Genomic DNA, 19,218 nt, shown 5'->3' on the forward strand with positions numbered 1-19,218 from the left:
TATTTTTAACCTACGGACAGACTATATGTTACACAATTTTATTTATTTTGCAGATATGTTAGGTGTAATTGCTTGTGCGATATCAGGGGTACTTGTTGCAGCCCGTTTACGTATGGATCCCTTTGGCATCATAGTTTTAGCTACTGTTACTGGTATTGGTGGAGGAACCATTCGAGATATGATGATGAGCGCAACACCCGTATTTTGGATTCTTGATAACACCTATTTATACGTAATTTTATGCACTACCGTTTTAAGTGTTATTTGGCTGCATCATATTCATCGTTTTCCAGTGTTTTTATTACCTCTGCTAGATGCCTTTGGCTTGGCCATATTTACCATTATCGGAGCACAAAAAGCATTGTCTTTTGGATTTACTGGCCCCGTGGCAATTGGTATGGGCTGTATCACAGGTGTAGCAGGTGGTATGGTACGAGATCTTTTAAGTGGTCAAATCCCCTTTGTTTTACAAAAAGAGATATACGCGACAGCATCTATTTTAGGCGCAACCTTATTTGTAATAGGCCATTTCATTGGATTAACGCCAATTTTATCAATGCTGCTTGCTATATGTGGCACGCTAACATTGCGACTAAGTGCAATATATTGGCACCTGTCTTTACCTGTATTTATACTTGATAGAGAAACTTAAGCTTAACTTCTATTCATACTAACTTCTATTCATACTAACTGATGGTATTGTCAATTTATCTGAGCCCAACGATTAAAGCTATAAAATCAGCCTTAATCTAAATTTTGGACGCAACTAACATGCACGCATCCATTCAGAAAATGATCGCTCACAAATGCTTGGTCCCCCCTTGCTTCAAGTAAGTACCTACCCCGTCTAAATAGAGTATTATTACACGTAGAGAGGCTCACTCTTTCAATAAACGCTCCCGAACTCCACAAGTATGAATGTATTTTGCTGTAGTTTGGTTCTCATAACGACTATCCACTTTATGCCCCATGTGTCTGCAGTCTCGATATAAGTTGATGATTCAGTTGTAATTGAATCAATTTATTTACGAAGCCATGCGCATTATTTCAATGTAATAGCAGTCGATTGACTGTCTCATGCACAAAACTCACGCAAGATTACAGTTCTAATATTGCTGAGATTAACCAATTTAGTTTCAGCAATTCCCTTTTAAGCTTTACCTTCCTTCATTAACGTTAGCTATAGAGATTCAACATCATTAAATCACAGTCATGGGATAACGTTAAACGGTAAGGTTACTCATCAATCAAACTCAACTGTACTGGTTGCTCAGGGAGTTTATTGCTTAAGCCAACACTGAGGCCTAATAAGCGAATGGGTTTGTCCGGATTGGCAGCAATCAATTGATGTAACAATTGTTCAAAAATTGAAATGTTAAGTTGCGTATATTTTCGCTCACTACTTTTGATTGTGAAGTCACTAAACTTTAGCTTTATCCCCAATTTAGTGATCACTTTATTCTCTAAATGTTTTTCCAACCGAGATTGTAATTGTAAGTAAAAATCACTGAGCTGCTTTAGGCACTGCTCTTCACTGAGCAAGTTATGTTCAAATGTATGCTCAACAGCAATGGATTTTCGCTCTCTATTCGGTTGTACTTCTCGTTGGTCAATGCCCTTACTGTAAGCTAATAATGCTTGCCCTAGTTTACCAAAAGTCGATAACAACTCTTGTTCTGGGTATTTCCTAATATCACCACAGGTAAACAAGCCTTTGTCAGCTAAGTGTTGCTGCCCTACTTTACCTACACCGGGTATTTTTTTAAGTGGCAAGGTTAAAATAAAGTCACTGGCTTGCTCTGGACTGATCACACATTGTCCATTAGGTTTATTTTCATCAGAGGCTATTTTCGCTAAAAATTTACAGTATGAAACACCCGCAGATGCTGTTAGATTCAATTCTTGTTGAATCGATTTTCTTATATCTTGGGCAATATAAGTGGCCGAACCTTGGAACAAAGTACAGTCGGTAACATCTAAAAAAGCTTCGTCCAGTGATAAAGGTTCAACTAAAGAGGTGTAGCGAAAGAAAATTTCACGTAACTTTTTAGAGACTTCCACATAAACCGACATTCTTCCCGGCACGATAAGCAGATCTGGACACAATTGCTTTGCTTGAAATACAGGCATAGCAGAATGCACACCATATTGACGTGCTAAGTAATTACACGTCGACAAAACACCTCTACGTTGACTGCGGCCCCCTATCGCAAGTGGTATATTCTGATAGCTAGGATTGTCACGCATTTCGACTGCAGCATAAAAACAATCCATATCAATATGAATTATTTTACGTGCTATTGGAGTAACACTCGGCGTTTTAACATCTGGATCTGACTCGGTCGTTTCTGAATACATGGTTAAACGACCTCTAGTAGCATTGCGTGGAAGATAAATGGATAAAAGATTAACAATCAAAAATTAACAAACACTGATAACTAGTTGAATGATAATAGTTAATAGCACTAAAATAATTTACTACAACGCATTAACTGTGTTTATAGACAGTTAATTTAATGGCTCTACTGAAAAAATACAAGTTAAAAATTAAACTTACGTTTGACATTGACCTTAGGGTAAAGGTTAAGCTTTAACTATTGAGTGAGATCAGGCATTTTAATTGTCCCAAATAATCATCACTTAACTTACTATTTTTAACTAATAAGGTAACTGATATGACAACAACACAACAAATAACGTTCCCTGTCTATGGAATGAATTGTGCTAGTTGTGCCAGTAAACTAAGTGCAGCATTTAATACACTTGATGGCATCGAAGCCAATGTAAATATCACTTTAGAAAAAGCAAGCTTAAGCGTCGATGAAGCGCAATTAAAAAGCCCTATTGCGCCTCAAATCATCACTATTTTAGAGCAAAAAGGCTATCAGACCGATCACCAACAAGTAGTGTTTGAAGCGGAGTGGTCTTGTTCAAGCTGTGTAGAATCAACGATAACAGCATTAAAAAAACACCCACTAGTGGTGGATGTAAAAGCAAATTTTGCGACGCAAATTGTGTATGTAGAAACATTAGAAAGTTTTGTTAACGACTCTTTTATCAAAGCGTTAATCGCCTTAAGTCCTTATCCATTAACGGCAAAGAAAGCGATCACATCACAACAACAATTAATTGAAAAACAAAGCAAAGAACGTAAAAAACAACAACAAGAAAAACTAGGCCTCGCTATTGCCCTACTGTTAAGTCTGCCATTCTGGTTAGCAATGGTCAGTATGCTATTTAGTGATTCGCCGTTATTAACGCCTTGGTTTGAGCTTGCTTTAGCGACTCCTCTACAATTTATTATTGGTGCTCGTTTCTATAAAGGTGCTTGGAAAAGCCTGAAAGGTCGATCAGCGAATATGGATGTGTTAGTGGTGTTAGGCACCTCTGCAGCCTACTTTTTCAGTCTATATATGATGCTAAAAGGCAATACGGGGCATCTTTATTTTGAAAGCAGTAGTTTAGTGATCGTATTAATTCGTTTAGGTAAATATTTGGAATTTCAAGCTAAACAAGCAAGCTCTAAAGCGGTGAGTGCTCTAAATAAATTACAAGCCGTTGATGCCTTGGTCAAAAAAGGTAAAGTATTCAAACGAGTATTGATTGATCAAGTACAAGTGAGCGACCTAATACAAATTGCAGCCGGTGATAAAGTCCCCGTTGACGGCGTTATTTTAGAAGGCAGCAGCTACATTGATGAAGCATTATTAACCGGCGAAAGTAAGCCAGTGCTTAAACAAGTAGAAGATACAGTGTTTGCCGGCACGATTAATGGCGATGGTGTGTTGTTAATGAAGAGCACTGCGGTCAAAGAACAAACCAAATTGCATCAAATTATTCAATTAGTTGAATCCGCTCAAATGAGTAAAGCACCAATATTAGAGTTAGTGGATAGAATCAGCGCTATTTTTGTTCCGATTGTATTAGCCATTGCAGCAGTGACGTTTAGTGCATGGTGGTTACATAGTGGAGACTTTGAACAAGCCTTGATCCACAGTGTAGCGGTACTAGTGATTGCTTGTCCTTGTGCATTAGGTTTAGCAACCCCTACGGCCATGGTGGTTGGCACTGGGCTCGCAGCGCAAAAAGGTATTTTAATAAAAGATATCAATACATTACAACTTGCACATAAATTAACGCATATTGCCTTTGATAAAACCGGTACGTTAACCAAGGGACAAGTTAGTTTAAATAATATAACTGCATTTGATAAAGACTTCCTACCGCTTTTATTAGGCTTACAGCAAGCAAGTAAACACCCAATTGCAAAAGCGGTTGTTGAACATTGCGAGACACTTGATATTCAAGCAACCACAGTCAATGATATACAAAGTATTCACGGTGAAGGTATCCACGGGCGTGTTAATGACCAAGAAATCATTGCTGGTAATGCAAAGCTACTGTCGCATTTTAATATTGATTTAAACCAACAGCTTGCCATTCGAGGCGTTAAACCGGAAACAACTGATAATGTAATTTATGTTTGCTATCAACAAAATCTGATTGGTTATTTTAGTATTGCCGATCAAGTTCGTCCTGAGAGCCAACAAGCCATCTCTGACTTACATCAATTGGGACTATCTACCACGCTAATAAGTGGCGACAAAGACAGTGTTGTAAAATCGATGAGTCAGCAATTAGGTATTAAAAGCTATTTTGCAGAACAAACACCTGAACAAAAATTACAACAGCTAGAAACACTACAAAAACAATCGCTAGTGGCGATGGTAGGCGATGGTGTTAATGATGCACCTGCATTAGCGAAAGCCGATGTGAGCATCGCAATGGGCGGAGGTAGTGATGTTGCAAAACAAACAGCCTCAATGACATTAATGCGAGATGACCCGCGTTTAATAGCAGTGGCGATTAAGATTTCACGCAGTACTTGGTCGACCATTCGTCAAAATTTATTTTGGGCATTTATTTTTAATAGTTTAGCAATTCCAGCAGCGGCCTTTGGTTACTTGAACCCAACTGTAGCGGCAATCGCAATGACTGCGTCAAGCTTAACGGTATTGAGTAATTCATTACGCTTAAAACGCATTAACATTAGTACTGACAAATAAGCATTAATAAAATCAGTACTGATAATTAACTATTGTTGATAGCTATAAACAAAAGTGGCACTAAGTAACTCATACTTAGGTCACTTTGCACATGCTGATTTGGCATCAATGTGCAAAATCAGCAAATAGCATATGCGAGAAAATGTACATTAAATATAATAATTTAACGTACGATTTAAACACACATGATAGAGGCAGGAGTCGTTATGTATTCAATAAGCCAAGCAGCAAAAGAGACAGGATTGTCCATTAAATCAATTCGCCATTACGAATCTATTGGATTGATTAGTACTCCACCAAGAGGCGAAAACGATTACCGTTTTTATACACCGCAAATATTAAAACAGTTGCATTTTATTCATAAAACGAAATTAGCAGGTTTTAACCTAAAAGAATGTAAAGCCTTACTATTACTTGGTGAAGATGAGAATAGAAATAGCGCAGATGTAAAAAAAATAGCGCTAGAAAAAATTAAAGAGATTGAGTCACGCATTCAACAGCAACAGGCAATTGTGAATCAGTTGACTAAAATCACTCAACAATGTCCCGGCGATGAACAGTCGCAATGTAGTATTATCGATGCATTTAGCTGAGCCGTTTTCTAGCCTGTATTAGCGAATTACAATACACGGTTGTATTAAAAGTTAAGAACATAAAAACCCAGTTCAAACTGGGTTTTTAAACCAATGTAACAAGCCACCAGCGCTATTATTTTTTCGTTGTCCCTAATTGTACCGATTCTTCACTCGCACCTGCACTAGGGTCGTTAAATACATCAATGTCCATTTCACCTTCCGACTTCGCTACAATACAGGTGATCACACTATCACCGGTTATGTTAACGGCGGTACGGATCATATCCAATAATCTATCAACCCCAAGAATCATCGCGATACCTTCAACCGGCAGACCCACTTGATTAAGTACCATGGCGAGCATAATTAAGCCAACACCCGGCACGCCTGCCGTGCCTACTGACGCTAACGTCGCCGTTAGAATAACAGCCCCATAATCGGAAAGACTTAAGTGAATATTAAAAGCCTGTGCAATGAACACGGTGGCAACACCTTGCATGATAGCAGTCCCATCCATATTAATGGTGGCACCCAGTGGAACGGTGAATGAGGCAACTTTATTATTGACACCTAAGCGCTTGGTTACTGTCTCTAAGGTCACAGGGATAGTTGCATTTGATGATGCTGTTGAAAAAGCAAAAGTGATCGCTGTTTCCATCTTTTTGAAAAACGTGATTGGATTTAAACCAGTGAGTGCTTTAAAAAAGAGACTATAAGTCACCAAAGCATGCAGTAACAAGGTAGCACTTAATACTAAGAAGTAATTGATTAGATTGAATATGGCTTCTAACCCAATGTCACTAAATAGTTTTGCCATTAAGAAAAATACCCCGTATGGCGCGATATTCATTAACATAACGACTAACTTCATGATCACTTTGTTGAAGTCATAAAATAAACTTGCAATGCGTTCACCCTCAGGGCCTGAAACGCTAATAGCAATACCGAACAAAATTGAAAATATGATTATTTGCAAGGTATTGCCTTCAGCCATTGAGCTAATAGGATTGGTTGGAAACATGTTAATAATAACGTCTCCCAACGAGGGCGCATCTTTAGAGGAAAAACTGGTTGCTTGCGCTAAATCGACGCCTACGCCAGGTTCAAAAAAATTAGCCATAAAAATAGCAAGCGTGATCGCGATAGCTGTCGTCAACATATAAAATGATAAGGTTTTACCACCTAAACGACCTAATGTGGAGAGATCTTTTAAGCTACTTGTTCCACACACTAATGAGACAAAAATCAATGGCACCACAAGCATTTTAAGCGTAGCGATAAAAACTTTGCCGCCAACATAAAAGACACCGTTTACAATATAGTCTTGAACAAATGCAACATCAGCGAAGAGGCTGCGGATAACAAATCCAACCAAAATACCTAAGCCCATCCCGACCAATACACGCTTAGTTAATGACATTTTATTTTGGTTTTTTATTGCGGTTGTTGCGGTCATAATACTTCCTTGTTTTCCATCATATAATCCTTTACTTTATAAGAAATTAAACATCAATCTGCATTTCAGCATTAAGTACTCACACAAGGCTAATTATCCACTGTTGCGCATTTAAGCTCATTATTACGGTCTGAAAAGTTCGCTTTGTATGGTATTCGATCAGATAAGTGCAGTAGCGTTTAACAAAACGTACTTAGATCACAATTCTACAGAAATGACGACATTTTAATACTTCTTTAACCAGCTAACATAAAATCAATAGCAGCTAATTGCACACCATTAACTAAGATGGCAACACTATGTTGACCACTGTAATATTGTCTTGTAGAGATTTTTTTAAAGCTAAAAGATTTGCAGATCGGCTTGTTATTTTTGTTGATAACCGCCTCGGATAGTTGAAATATTTTACGGGCTTGTTGTCCATTTTTTTTCATGAAATCAATGGCAAATTCGATCCTTAATTTATTCAAGGGTAAGGATTTCTGATGTGTTAAAAGGCAAGAAAAAGTAAAAACCTCTCCTATCGATACGACTTTATCAGCTTTAAAATCAACCACTTCAACATGCACTGGAGGTAAATAACCAAATAATGCCAATGCAGATGGGTGTGCTTGCTTTAATAAGCTACGACAGGCGTGTTTTACTAAACGTTTTGTCTCTGTAGTTTCACTTTCAGCTAACCACTGTTGTGCTAAGTTAACCACAATTAAAGGGTGATCCTTGGCAATGTCATTGAGGTTATTAGCCACACTTCGTCGTACATATTCGCTATCGTCATTTTTTAATGCATCTAAAACCGGCAAGATGAAGTTGGGATCCTTTTTAAATTCAGGTAAAGCCATTGCCCAAGGTAATCGAGGTCGACACCCTTCCGATGCTAAACGACGTATATGACGATCGTCACTATTACACCATGTTAATAAGACAGATTGCATTTGTTGTGGATATTGGACAATAAAAGGTCGTACCGCGAACTCGGCACTTGCAAACTGGGTTATATAAGAGAGCGCATCAATTGAGGCTGAAAATTCATGCAATCCGTAGCATTCAACAAAAGCAGGAATAAACATGCCTTCGTAACCTGTAAAATAAGGCGCTATTTGTTTAATAACCGCTAAGCTTTGTAAGTAATCAAGCTCAATAAAGAGGTTCAGTTGTTGTGCAAGGTGTAAAGTCCGTGCTTTGAGCTCTTTATCTATCCACTCTTCGTTAAACACCGCTTCGATAAATTGTTTTTTTTGCAATAATGGATAACTGTTTTCAACAACATCAGCTAGGTGAGAAATATAATTTGGGTTATATACATCTTTTAATAAAGCAGCCATGTTGTTCCTATTTTTAGTCAGTTGTTTAGTAGATGAGTTGTTTAGTAGATAAGTTGTTTAATAGACTACCGATTAAGTAAATAAGTAAGCGGAGATAGTTAGCATCGAATTGAGAAGTGACTAATTGCCAGCTGATAGGTTTAAGATTTTACTGAGCTCACCATCATAAAAAAATGAATGTGATATTTACCAGCTTAAAGGCATAAATAATAGAGATGATAACGGGAATGAGTAATGAGATCATTTTATTAAAATTCATGACCTCATTATTGATTACAAAATTAACTCTCCAAAATGGAAAACACAGAACTGCCCTGTTTCCATTTTATTCCATGCTTCGTCTTTAGTGAGTGGACGAGTTGCAATCACGGTAACAATATCACTGTCAGAAGTTTCCTCTTGAAAATCAACGATCATATCTTCATCGATTAACTGTGCCTTACCAAAAGGAGCGCGTCGTGTTATCCAGTGTAAATTATTAGTGCAGTAACACATCACATATTGGCCGTCACTCAACAACATATTAAAAACACCTAATGCTCTTAATTGATCCGCATAACTGGCTATTTTTTTGAAGATTAATCGCATATCAGTCGGTTGCTCAGGAAAGTCTTGATGTAGCTTGTGCAAAATCCAACAAAAGGCCCGTTCACTGTCTGTTTCACCAACAGGGCAAGCATGCCCCATTTCTAGACTTTCGTACCCTGTAAGTTGGCCATTATGCGCATAAGTCCAATTACGTCCCCATAGCTCGCGAATAAACGGATGTGTATTTTCTAAATTAACACCACCACGATTTGCTTGACGAATATGGCTGATCACCGATTTACTTTTAATCGGGTATTTTTTAACAAGTTCTGCAATTTTAGAATCACAACTAGGGTTAGGATCTTTAAAACTGCGACAGCCTTTGCCCTCATAAAAGGTGATCCCCCACCCATCTTTATGAGGTCCAGTTGCTCCACCTCGTTTCACTAACCCACTAAAACTAAAACAAATATCAGTTGGGACATTGGCACTCATGCCTAATAATTCACACATTGTTTAACCTAAGCCATTTTCTTTTCAATTAAATAGATCAAAATATGAATGATCTTAATATGTATTTCTTGAATACGATCAGCATAACCAAAGTGTGGCACTCGAATCTCAACATCCGCAAGACCCGCCATTTTTCCACCGTCTTTACCGGTTAATGCAATGACTTTAATACCTTTACTTTTTGCCACATCAATGGCCTTTAGAATATTGGTCGAGTTACCACTGGTCGATAAACAGAATAATACGTCCCCAGCACGCCCAACACCTTCTAAATAGCGTGCAAATATTTGTTCAAAACCATAGTCATTGCCTACACAGGAGATATGACTGGCATCTGAAATTGCAATCGCTGGGTATGATGGACGATGTTCACGATAGCGACCTGTTAATTCTTCTGCAAAATGCATGGCATCGCAATGAGAGCCGCCGTTACCACAAGCTAATACTTTGCCATCATTTTTAAAAGCATCTGCTAGTAATGAAGCTGCATCTTCAATATGTTGTAAGTTTTGTTGTTCCGAAAGAAATGCGGTTAACACCTGTTGAGCTTCTTGTAGCTCATCTTTAATAATCGATAAATTCATAGTACCTACTTAATTGGATTGATTGATAATCATCAGATCAGAAAACGTAACCATCAATATTTTATTAATTTATATTTTTTAACTTACGAGTAAGCGCTCGTATTTCTCCATGATACTGTGAGATGCAAAGTCAGCAAGGAAAATCTACAACCACAGCCGACGCGAGCAGTATATTATTGAACTAAAATCACGAGTTGTTATATCCCCATCTTACTTCAAAGTTCTTTGTCAGGCAGGAACTCGAATATCAAAGCAAGTCACAATATCAAGTAATAAACTGCCCTTTTTGATTATTGCAACAGAGCATGGTATTTGAGCGCGTGCCCCGTAGGGCAAGATAAACATCACTAATTTGAGTTGTTATAAACTTGCTATGTAGAACAATTAGCGACAGTATGCTCTCTTTTAATCATTGTAGCGATACAGGAATAACCAAGTTAATCTCTCGAAAGCTCAATGTTATGCCTATCACCTTAACGCTTGTTTTCCTTGCAGACTTTGCACTTTGAAGTATCGCGGTTATAAATTAATTAAATGTACTTCGTCAGTTTCAGTCGCTTTGGCGAATTGATTTTTTAATACTTTTTTTGATTCCATATAAATTTCACCATTTTGAGCAATGGTGAAATGGTCCGGCTCGACATTAAACTCTTTTTGGTAAGCCATCACCAATTGTAGCGAGTGTGCTTTTTGCTCCTCGTTGAGTGGTGCGCCATCTAACCACTTCCCAGTTTCTACGGCTGTTTTTAGCTTTTCATAAAGCTCTGAAGATATATTTTTTGCATACTCATTGATATTTGACACAGACTTTACCCGTAACTAGTTTAGTAATGTGCAGCAAGTATATTTATTTACTTAAAATTATCTAGTGATGATTACGCAAGCATTAGTTTTTTTGCCATTGATCGGCTTTTATGACCAACAGACGTCGAATAATAAGCGTAATAAAAGCGTGTTGGGCTGTGAAGAGAATCTAAAAATAATAAAGGAGATAGGGATAAAGGAGATGCTCTGCGGCAAGTTATATTCAATAAATCAATGCAATTTATGACGATCAAAAACGCCTTAAACTTCAAGTCATCTATTACTAATAATCTAAAAAGTAATAAGATAAAAAATGTTTAAGGCATTTTTATAAATATCTAGCTGTTATAAATATCTAGTTTTTATAAATAGCAGGGCTGCCATAATAAGACTTTATTTTTTAGCTATTAATCTCTTAATTTAGCTTTAAATAATAAAATAGAGTGTGCTTTTGCAAATACAGGGCTCACTACTTTTTTAGGGTCTTCAATCAACTCACCACTAGGGCAATTAGTATCCATCACTTCATACCAATCTTTATTGTTAGGTAATTCTGGAAGTTGACAAGCAATTTGATAGGTTGATGCATTTAAGATTAAATGCCAATGCTCACCAGCAGGATCCGCTTCCTTTAACTCTACGGCAATCGCTTGTGAGTTAGAGGCATGCCAATCAGATTGTTCCATCACATAACCATCCGGGTGATACCATTGCACTTGATCACTGACAGACTTATCGTCATTTAATATTAAATCACCAAATAAACGAGAACTCTTACGTAATGCGATCAATTGAGAAGTAAATTTAAATAAGGCTAAGTCCGCTTTACTTTGGTCCCAGTTAATCCAACTAATTTGGTTATCTTGACAATAAGCATTATTGTTACCCGATTGATGGTTACCCATCTCGTCACCGGATAAAAAATGCGGTGTGCCTTGAGATAAAAATAATGTCGCAATCATGTTACGTTTTTGCTGTTGTCTTAATGTGTTGATGCGCGCATCTTTAGTTGGACCTTCACAGCCATAATTAGCTGATAAGTTATGGCCATGACCATCTCGATTGTTTTCACCATTGTCTTGATTATGACGATCTTGAAAGGAAACCATATCATCCAAAGTAAACCCATCATGATAACAAATATAGTTAACACTAGTGGTATTACTACGCAGCCCAATAGGAAAGAAATCATGTGACCCTAGAAGACGCATTGCCACTTCAGAGACGATCCCCGTATCACCACGCCAAAAAGAACGCATGGTATCGCGATAACGATCATTACACTCTTTCCATTGTTCAGGAAATGCACCTAAACGGTATCCTCCTGGTCCAATATCCCAAGGTTCTGCAATCAAAATCACATCACTTAACACAGGATCTTGTAATAACGCTTTAAAAAAGGCACTTCGTTCTGTAAAACCTTGTGCTTCTCGCGCTAAGGTAACCGCCAAGTCAAATCTAAAGCCATCCACTTGCATTTCTGTTACCCAGTAACGTAATGCATCCATAGTGATCTTTAATGACCAACTAAAATCTAAATTAACCGTATTACCACAACCAGAGTGATTGCTGTATCGCTGATAATCAAGCCCCATCTTACTGTTTTCAAAAGTATAATATTGTTTATTATCAAAGCCTTTAAAACTCAGAATTAAACCATCACTACCTGATTCTGCAGTATGATTAAAAACAACATCTAAAATAACTTCAATGTTAGCGGCATGAAGCTCACGCACCATAGTTTTGAATTCAGTTACCGCATCATATTGGGCATAACGTGTTTCAGGTGCAAAGAAGTTGATTGGGTTGTATCCCCAATAATTGGTCAACCCTAAGTCTTTTAAACGTGGTTCACTGACAAAACTAAAAACCGGCATTATTTGTAAACTGGTCACGCCAAGAGATTGGTAATGTTTGATGCTTTCAGGATGTGATAAGCCTAGATATTTGCCGCGCATTGGCAAAGGAATATTAGGGTTGGTGCGTGTAAAACCTTTAGTATGCACTTCGTATAAAATACGATGTTGTTCTTCTATTGCTGGTTTTTCAACACTTTTCCAATCAAAATCATCAGAAATAACTACTGATTTAGCTACATATTTATCATTATAATCGCTTTGTGATTGAACAAAGCTGTGTTGAATTTTACTTAAGCATTTGGTGTATGGATCAATCAATAAATTTTTATCATTGAATAACAGCCCTTTTTTAGGTTGATACTCACCGTGGACACGGTAACCATACATCTGTCCTGCCGTTATACCTTCTAAATAAATATGCCAAAGATGTGAATGAGTAGGCGTGAGAAAGTGACTATCAATTTGATTTTCATTTTTATCAAATAGACATAACTCAACACGCTTTCCTTCTTGGCAATGCACTGAGAAGTTGCAACCTTGTTTGTCTAGGGTCGCTCCTAACGGATAGTTCTTTCCCGTAAAACTAACAAATAGATGCTGTTTTGCACCTATTTGTGTAGCCAATTCCATTTTAGTTCCTGACACTTACGATCCTTTTTTCTTCAAGTACACTGTCGATAATGGAGGTAAGTTTAACACAATAGAATGATCTTTACCCTGCCATGGGTAATCTTCGCTATTAAAGGTACCCATTTGGTCTCCCATTTGGTAATTACTGCCCCAATAATACTCACTATCAGTATTTAGAACGACTTCGTACTGCCCTGCTTCATCGACGGGTAAACGATAGCGCTCACGTGGTACAGGGGTAAAGTTACTAACACAGATAACATGTTCTGTTTTAGTAATATTATAACGAATAAACGAAACAACACTATTTTCACCATCACTGTGGTCTAACCAAGCAAATCCTTGTGGTTCATAGTCAGATTCATACATAGCACTATGACTTTTATAAAAATGGTTCAAATCACAAATAAGTTGTTTTTGCCCTTTATGTTTATCATAAGCTAATAGGTCCCAATCTAAACTTTGGTTATGGTTCCATTCACGAGCTTGCGCGATCTCCCCGCCCATAAAGTTTAATTTTTTACCTGGGTGACCGTACATATACCCCATATAAGCACGTAAGTTAGCAGCACCTTGCCATTCATCACCTGGCATTTTTTCTAACATACTTTTTTTACCATGTACCACTTCATCGTGCGAAATTGGTAAAACAAAATGCTCATTGTAGTGATAAACCATCGCAAAGGTCATTTCATGGTGATGATATTTACGGTACATTGGATCTTGCTGCATATAACTTAATGTATCGTGCATCCACCCCATATTCCATTTGAAACCAAATCCAAGTCCACCATCAAAAGTAGGTTTTGAAACACCAGAGAAAGCAGTCGATTCTTCAGCAATCGTCATTGCGTGAGGATATTGTTTATAAACTTCTTCGTTAAACCATTTTAATAAGCTGATTGCTTCATAGTTATGATTACCACCATCAACGTTCGGTACCCACTCACCCTCTTCACGCGAGTAATCCCAATACAACATAGAGGCAACAGCATCAACACGTAAGCCATCAACATGGAACTTATCAAGCCAAATTAAAGCGCTGGCAACTAAGAATTGACGCACATTGTCACGACCAAAATCATAGATATAAGAATTCCAATCTGGATGCCAACCACGACGCGGATCTTCATATTCATAAAGTGGAGTCCCATCGAAGCGAGCTAATCCATGCGGGTCTGAAGGGAAATGCGCAGGTACCCAATCAACAATCACGCCGATACCAGCCTGATGACATTGATCAATGAAGAATTTAAGATCATCTGCATCGCCAAAACGACTGGTAGCAGCAAATAAACCAACCGGTTGATATCCCCACGAGCCATCAAAAGGGAACTCTGAAATGGGCAATACTTCTAAATGCGTGTATCCCATCTCAACAAGGTAAGGTAATAAATCATCCGCCAATTCACGATAGGTCAGCATACGTTCATGACCGTTTTCATTTTTGCGTTTCCACGAGCCTAAGTGCACTTCATAGATACTCATAGCAGTATAGCGTTTATCACCTAGCTGCGAAGCGCGCCATGCATCGTCATTCCATTGATAAGCATTATGGTCAACCACAATGGATGAATGAGAAGGATATAATTCCGCTTGAAAACCTACTGGATCGGCTTTATGCGGTAAACGATTACCTAGTCCATCTTTCAGTTCAAACTTATAAGCACAACCAGCCGCTAAACCAGGAACAAATAATACCCAATGTCCACACCAACTGCGTTGCATAGGATTACGTTGACCATCCCAATGATTTTCATTTGAAATAAGACTTACGCTACTTGCATTGGGTGCATATACAATAAATCTAACACCACTAACTTCAACACCGTCAACAGTCACTGTTTTTAATTGAGCGCCTAAGGTGTGGTAAACATTTTGTGGCGCTTCATGCAAAGTAGATAAACCATCAAATGCAATCTCGTGAAATTGATACGGGTCTATAAATTGATGATTACCATTTTTGTATTCAGCATCTAACTGATAAACAAATTTATCGGTTACTTGTGGTAAGTTAATTTCAAATAAACCATCTTCGTAGACTTTTAATAATTCACCAGAAATACCACTCTCATCTAGGGCAGAAAATGAAACTGAAGTCGCATCGGGTAGCCAAGCGCGTAACAGGAAACCATCACTAATTGGATTTTTAATTAACCCTAATTGCTCAAAAGGATTCGCTAATCGAGCTTCTTTAAGTGATCCTAAAAGTTCATGCTTTAATGGCATCGTTTTAATATTTGCAGGCTCTTTTGCAGCAACTACTTTTTTATCAGATGTTGCTTTTGCCGGTGATTTCTTTGGTGACACTTTCTTTGACGTTGTTTTTTTAGTCATTTTAAATACCTAATCCGAAGTTTATTTGGCCTAATGTCTGATTATTTAGATCTTGCTTCTGTCAAATCTTTCAATAAGCACTGAATAGCTGAGTCAGCAAAAATAGCATCTAAATTTTTAGATAATTTCCGTTGCCAGTTTTTATATTCATCGCTTGTGCCAGGCACATTAACTGGTTGATCCATTTCTAAAAAATCTTCTAGCTGCAAACTTAACAATGAAGCACTGCCCGCCGCAAGGTGTTTTTGTAATGCAAAGTTCAATACTTGATCCATGCCTGTTGTATTAGCATCTCGGTTGTAATTTTCTGGCAAACTACCATGTCCATGTAAGCTATCGAGAATCTGTTGTTTACACTCTACACGATCGTGAAACAGCTTTTCCAAAACAGCAGGGTCAGGGTATAAGCCTAATTTTTTGCCTAAATATAGATCTTCACAATGCCAGTACCCTTTAATCGTTGGCATATCATGGGTTGATAACGTAGCCATTGCTTGTTGAATATAATGAGATGGAGATAGAAAACCACCATCTTCAGCTTGCTCAAAGAAAAATACTTTATAAGAATAAACGCCAGCTTCTTTGAGTAGTTCATCCATACCATCTGGAACAGTACCTAAATCTTCACCTATCACTAGGCATTGATTACGCACACTTTCTAATGCCAATAAATTTAACATGTCATAAATATTGTAATAAATATAAGCACCACAACCTGCAGGCGCTCCTTCAGGAACCCACCAAAGTCTTAATAGAGCCATCACATGGTCAATACGTAATGCACCACAATGACTCATATTTGATTGTAATAACTCAATAAAAGGTTGATAACCAGATTCATATAACTTATCGGGAGAGAGCGGAGGTAATCCCCAACTTTGACCTAAAGGACCTAAAATATCAGGTGGAGCACCAATACTAATATTCTCATAATAGAATTCATGATTAGCCCATATTTCACTACTATTTTTGCTTACGCCAACGGCTAGATCACGATAAATACCCAGCGTCATACCTAATGATTTTGCAAGCTCATCAGCTTCTGCTAATTGCGTTTCAGTAAGCCATTGGCAATAACACCAAAATAAAATTTCAGATTCATTTTCTGAGCACCATTGTTGGGTTTCTGGTGTAGAGAATGATTGGAAACCTTCCGGCCATACAGGCCATCCCCAAGCTTGTTCGTTTTCAGCTAAAAATTTAAACTGCAAAGCATCATAAGCTGCTTGCTGCTTTAATGACTCGCCTTTTTGTTGCACAAATTCAGTAAGCTCTTGTAAACGTTTATTATTTTTTGGTTTTCCATCGTTTAAAGTTGCAAACAAATCACGTAATGCACTCAACTTTAAAGCAGTAACATTCTCGTAATCTACCCACTCAACCGCACGTAGTGCACTTAATTGCTGCTGAAAATCACTGCTTGCTAATTTATCTTTTAACGCTTTGCAATGTTCAAACTCGGGAACAGCATGAATATCGGTATAAAGAATATTTAACCACTTACGTGATGAAGGACTATAGGGACTTGCATTATTAGGTTGTGCAGGGCTAAGTGCATGAATTGGGTTTAAGCCGATAAAATCGCCACCGCTTTGTGCTGTTTTAGTTAATAATGATTTCAAATCTGAAAAATCACCAATACCCCAGTTGTTTTGACTTTTTAAACAATATAGTTGAACACTGGTGCCCCATAGCTTTTTACCTTCTTGCATCGCCTTCGGCGTAAAACAAGCACTTGGGGTAATAATGAAAGACATGTTGGCTAATGGTTCATCGTTACCTTCTTCCAATAGAATGAGTTGGTGATAACCGATTGCTAATTCAGTTGGTAAAGTCACTTGATATAATTGAAACTCAACGTCAGCTATATCTTTATTACCTAACAGCGGAAAATCTGTTGCAGTGATTGTTGTGTCTATTTGCAGACCATCTTCCGTGATGATTCTGTAAATAAGCGGATCAGTAACAAAATCGATAGGCAGATGTACTTCAAGTTGATATTGCGATGCCTGCTGTTGCACTGAGACAGGAGCGAGTAACCTCAGCCAATGTTGTGTTTCTTGTTCTTCATAATGCACTGATAGTGCTTGTTCATCTGAAGCATCAAACCCCATATGATTAATAATATTTTTAATATTTTCATCAAGAACAATTGCAGGCGCTCCCCACGCATCAACAAAATTTGGATCAATCCCTTTCAATTGCATAAACGACTCTAATGCAGAACTATTCATAAAACACCTATGTATGGTTAATTTATCGCTAGATTTTAATATTAAAAATGAATATGTAACAAAATAGACAAAATTTATAACGAATTCATCAGTGGATAATAACTTAATCAAATAGTTATTTTACTAAAAATATTAAATCTCATGCATGTTTATAATTTATTTTTCAAAACCATATCAAAATTTCTTTCACTTTTATATTAACAAGCCTCGCTAATGATTTAGCTCACTAATTTAAATAAACAATATAGTAGAATGGATAAAACATAACTGAACTTCATACAATTCATGACATAGGGAACAAAAATGATTTCACATTTGAGACTTAACACAACAAAAACCCTCTCTGAACAGATTTCACTTCAAGTGGACAGTAAAGGCTTTGAGTTTATTATTATTAATCACCCTAAATTTGATGCTGCATTTACTTTACATGGCGCACATTTAATTCATTTCCAAGTAAAACAACAAGCACCGCTTATTTATTTAAGTAAAACAGCTTTATTTGATGATAAAAAAGCAATTCGAGGTGGTGTGCCAGTTTGTTGGCCTTGGTTTGGTAATACCGAAGAAAGCCTTAGCAAAAAATTACCAGGACATGGTTTTGCTCGTATTAGTAAATGGGAGATGTCTATTGTTAGTGAAACATCTGAAGGCATTGATCTAGCGTTTACACTATCAGCTAATGAAACGACTAAAGCGATCTGGGATCATGACTTCACATTAACCCTAAAAGCGTCTTTATCGGACCATGTTGAACTTTCACTTATTACCGAAAACACCGGTACCGAAACTTTCAAGTATGGCGGCGCGTTGCACTCTTACCTGTGTGTTGCAGATATAACGCAAAGTTCTATAGAAGGTTTAGCCGCAACTTATACGGACTCATTAGACAGTGGCAAACAAAAAACAGCAGAGGCGGTATTAACAGTTAATGAACCGATTGATACTATTTATTCGGTTAATAACGGTGATGTGACTATTAATGACCTACAAAATCAACGCAAAATAACCGTTAATAATACGGGTAATGATTCTGTTGTAGTTTGGAATCCATGGATATCAGGATCAATTGCCTTTGCAGATATGCCTGATGATGGTTACCAAACAATGATGTGTATTGAATCAGCAATAACCTCAAAACAAGGTGTTTTGGTTGTACCTGGGGAATCACACACACTAAAAACAGTTATAAAATAACTCACCGTTATTCAAAAAATGAAATTTACTGACAAAAAAAGAATAAAAAACACCAATATAGTGAAATAAAAGCAATCTTATTATTACAGTTAGGTATTGACTTATTGAAA

General features: G+C 37.4%; 13 protein-coding genes. 4 read left to right on the top strand and 9 right to left on the bottom strand.

Features of this window, described 5'->3' with window-relative positions; translation table 11 throughout:
* Positions 1 to 25 precede the first annotated feature (25 nt).
* A complete protein-coding gene (locus H592_RS0101080) occupies positions 26 to 652 on the top strand; it encodes a trimeric intracellular cation channel family protein (RefSeq protein ID WP_028867105.1) in 627 nt (208 codons plus the stop codon).
* A 584-nt stretch (positions 653 to 1,236) separates the two neighbouring features.
* Here H592_RS0101080 and dinB read toward each other — a convergent pair.
* Entirely contained in the window at positions 1,237 to 2,358 is a 1,122-nt protein-coding gene (gene dinB / locus H592_RS0101085) for a DNA polymerase IV (protein ID WP_084296171.1), read from the bottom strand.
* A gap of 317 nt (positions 2,359 to 2,675) precedes the next feature.
* Here dinB and H592_RS0101090 point away from each other — a divergent pair, with 317 nt between their 5' ends.
* Both H592_RS0101090 and cueR read left to right on the top strand, forming a co-directional pair.
* Complete coding sequence (locus tag H592_RS0101090) at positions 2,676 to 5,066, top strand: heavy metal translocating P-type ATPase (protein WP_028867107.1); 2,391 nt, start codon at positions 2,676 to 2,678, stop codon at positions 5,064 to 5,066.
* Between the two features lie 206 nt (positions 5,067 to 5,272).
* Positions 5,273 to 5,659, top strand: a complete 387-nt coding sequence (gene cueR / locus H592_RS0101095) for a Cu(I)-responsive transcriptional regulator (protein WP_028867108.1) — start codon at positions 5,273 to 5,275, stop codon at positions 5,657 to 5,659.
* 115 nt (positions 5,660 to 5,774) lie between these two features.
* Here cueR and H592_RS0101100 read toward each other — a convergent pair whose 3' ends face one another.
* The 8 genes from H592_RS0101100 to malQ form a co-directional block, all read right to left on the bottom strand.
* A complete protein-coding gene (locus H592_RS0101100; protein WP_425414378.1) occupies positions 5,775 to 7,079 on the bottom strand; it encodes a dicarboxylate/amino acid:cation symporter in 1,305 nt (434 codons plus the stop codon).
* A 254-nt stretch (positions 7,080 to 7,333) separates the two neighbouring features.
* Positions 7,334 to 8,422: a DNA alkylation repair protein gene (locus tag H592_RS0101105; protein WP_028867110.1), complete on the bottom strand. Its 1,089-nt coding sequence runs from the start codon at positions 8,420 to 8,422 to the stop codon at positions 7,334 to 7,336.
* A 273-nt stretch (positions 8,423 to 8,695) separates the two neighbouring features.
* The gene (locus H592_RS0101110) at positions 8,696 to 9,463 is read right to left on the bottom strand and encodes a class II glutamine amidotransferase (protein WP_028867111.1); all 768 of its coding nucleotides are present in this window, start codon (positions 9,461 to 9,463) and stop codon (positions 8,696 to 8,698) included.
* A gap of 8 nt (positions 9,464 to 9,471) precedes the next feature.
* Positions 9,472 to 10,047, bottom strand: coding sequence for a D-sedoheptulose 7-phosphate isomerase (gene lpcA, locus H592_RS0101115; RefSeq protein ID WP_028867112.1), 576 nt, complete (start codon positions 10,045 to 10,047; stop codon positions 9,472 to 9,474).
* A 519-nt stretch (positions 10,048 to 10,566) separates the two neighbouring features.
* Positions 10,567 to 10,851, bottom strand: coding sequence for a YeaC family protein (locus H592_RS0101120; protein WP_028867113.1), 285 nt, complete (start codon positions 10,849 to 10,851; stop codon positions 10,567 to 10,569).
* A gap of 407 nt (positions 10,852 to 11,258) precedes the next feature.
* Positions 11,259 to 13,340, bottom strand: a complete 2,082-nt coding sequence (gene glgX, locus H592_RS0101125) for a glycogen debranching protein GlgX (protein WP_051368853.1) — start codon at positions 13,338 to 13,340, stop codon at positions 11,259 to 11,261.
* A 15-nt stretch (positions 13,341 to 13,355) separates the two neighbouring features.
* On the bottom strand, positions 13,356 to 15,569 hold the full coding sequence (gene glgB / locus H592_RS0101130; protein WP_028867115.1) for a 1,4-alpha-glucan branching protein GlgB: 2,214 nt from the start codon (positions 15,567 to 15,569) through the stop codon (positions 13,356 to 13,358).
* Between the two features lie 149 nt (positions 15,570 to 15,718).
* Positions 15,719 to 17,911: a 4-alpha-glucanotransferase gene (gene malQ / locus H592_RS0101135; protein WP_028867116.1), complete on the bottom strand. Its 2,193-nt coding sequence runs from the start codon at positions 17,909 to 17,911 to the stop codon at positions 15,719 to 15,721.
* Positions 17,912 to 18,214: 303 nt separating this feature from the next.
* Here malQ and H592_RS0101140 point away from each other — a divergent pair, with 303 nt between their 5' ends.
* The gene (locus H592_RS0101140) at positions 18,215 to 19,108 is read left to right on the top strand and encodes a D-hexose-6-phosphate mutarotase (protein WP_037070673.1); all 894 of its coding nucleotides are present in this window, start codon (positions 18,215 to 18,217) and stop codon (positions 19,106 to 19,108) included.
* The last annotated feature ends 110 nt before the right edge of the window (positions 19,109 to 19,218 follow it).

Origin of the sequence: Psychromonas arctica DSM 14288 (assembly GCF_000482725.1) — a bacterium.
Lineage (GTDB): Bacteria > Pseudomonadota > Gammaproteobacteria > Enterobacterales > Psychromonadaceae > Psychromonas > Psychromonas arctica.

What these genes read in the sequence shown, in the direction of transcription:
- cueR (WP_028867108.1), top strand. Translation starts at nt 5,273, where the DNA reads ATGTATTCAATAAGCCAAGCAGCAAAAGAGACAGGATTGTCCATTAAA.
- malQ (WP_028867116.1), bottom strand. Translation starts at nt 17,911, where the DNA reads ATGAATAGTTCTGCATTAGAGTCGTTTATGCAATTGAAAGGGATTGAT.
- H592_RS0101105 (WP_028867110.1), bottom strand. Translation starts at nt 8,422, where the DNA reads ATGGCTGCTTTATTAAAAGATGTATATAACCCAAATTATATTTCTCAC.
- H592_RS0101080 (WP_028867105.1), top strand. Translation starts at nt 26, where the DNA reads ATGTTACACAATTTTATTTATTTTGCAGATATGTTAGGTGTAATTGCT.
- H592_RS0101140 (WP_037070673.1), top strand. Translation starts at nt 18,215, where the DNA reads ATGATTTCACATTTGAGACTTAACACAACAAAAACCCTCTCTGAACAG.
- dinB (WP_084296171.1), bottom strand. Translation starts at nt 2,358, where the DNA reads ATGTATTCAGAAACGACCGAGTCAGATCCAGATGTTAAAACGCCGAGT.
- glgB (WP_028867115.1), bottom strand. Translation starts at nt 15,569, where the DNA reads ATGCCATTAAAGCATGAACTTTTAGGATCACTTAAAGAAGCTCGATTA.
- H592_RS0101090 (WP_028867107.1), top strand. Translation starts at nt 2,676, where the DNA reads ATGACAACAACACAACAAATAACGTTCCCTGTCTATGGAATGAATTGT.
- H592_RS0101110 (WP_028867111.1), bottom strand. Translation starts at nt 9,463, where the DNA reads ATGTGTGAATTATTAGGCATGAGTGCCAATGTCCCAACTGATATTTGT.
- lpcA (WP_028867112.1), bottom strand. Translation starts at nt 10,047, where the DNA reads ATGAATTTATCGATTATTAAAGATGAGCTACAAGAAGCTCAACAGGTG.
- glgX (WP_051368853.1), bottom strand. Translation starts at nt 13,340, where the DNA reads ATGGAATTGGCTACACAAATAGGTGCAAAACAGCATCTATTTGTTAGT.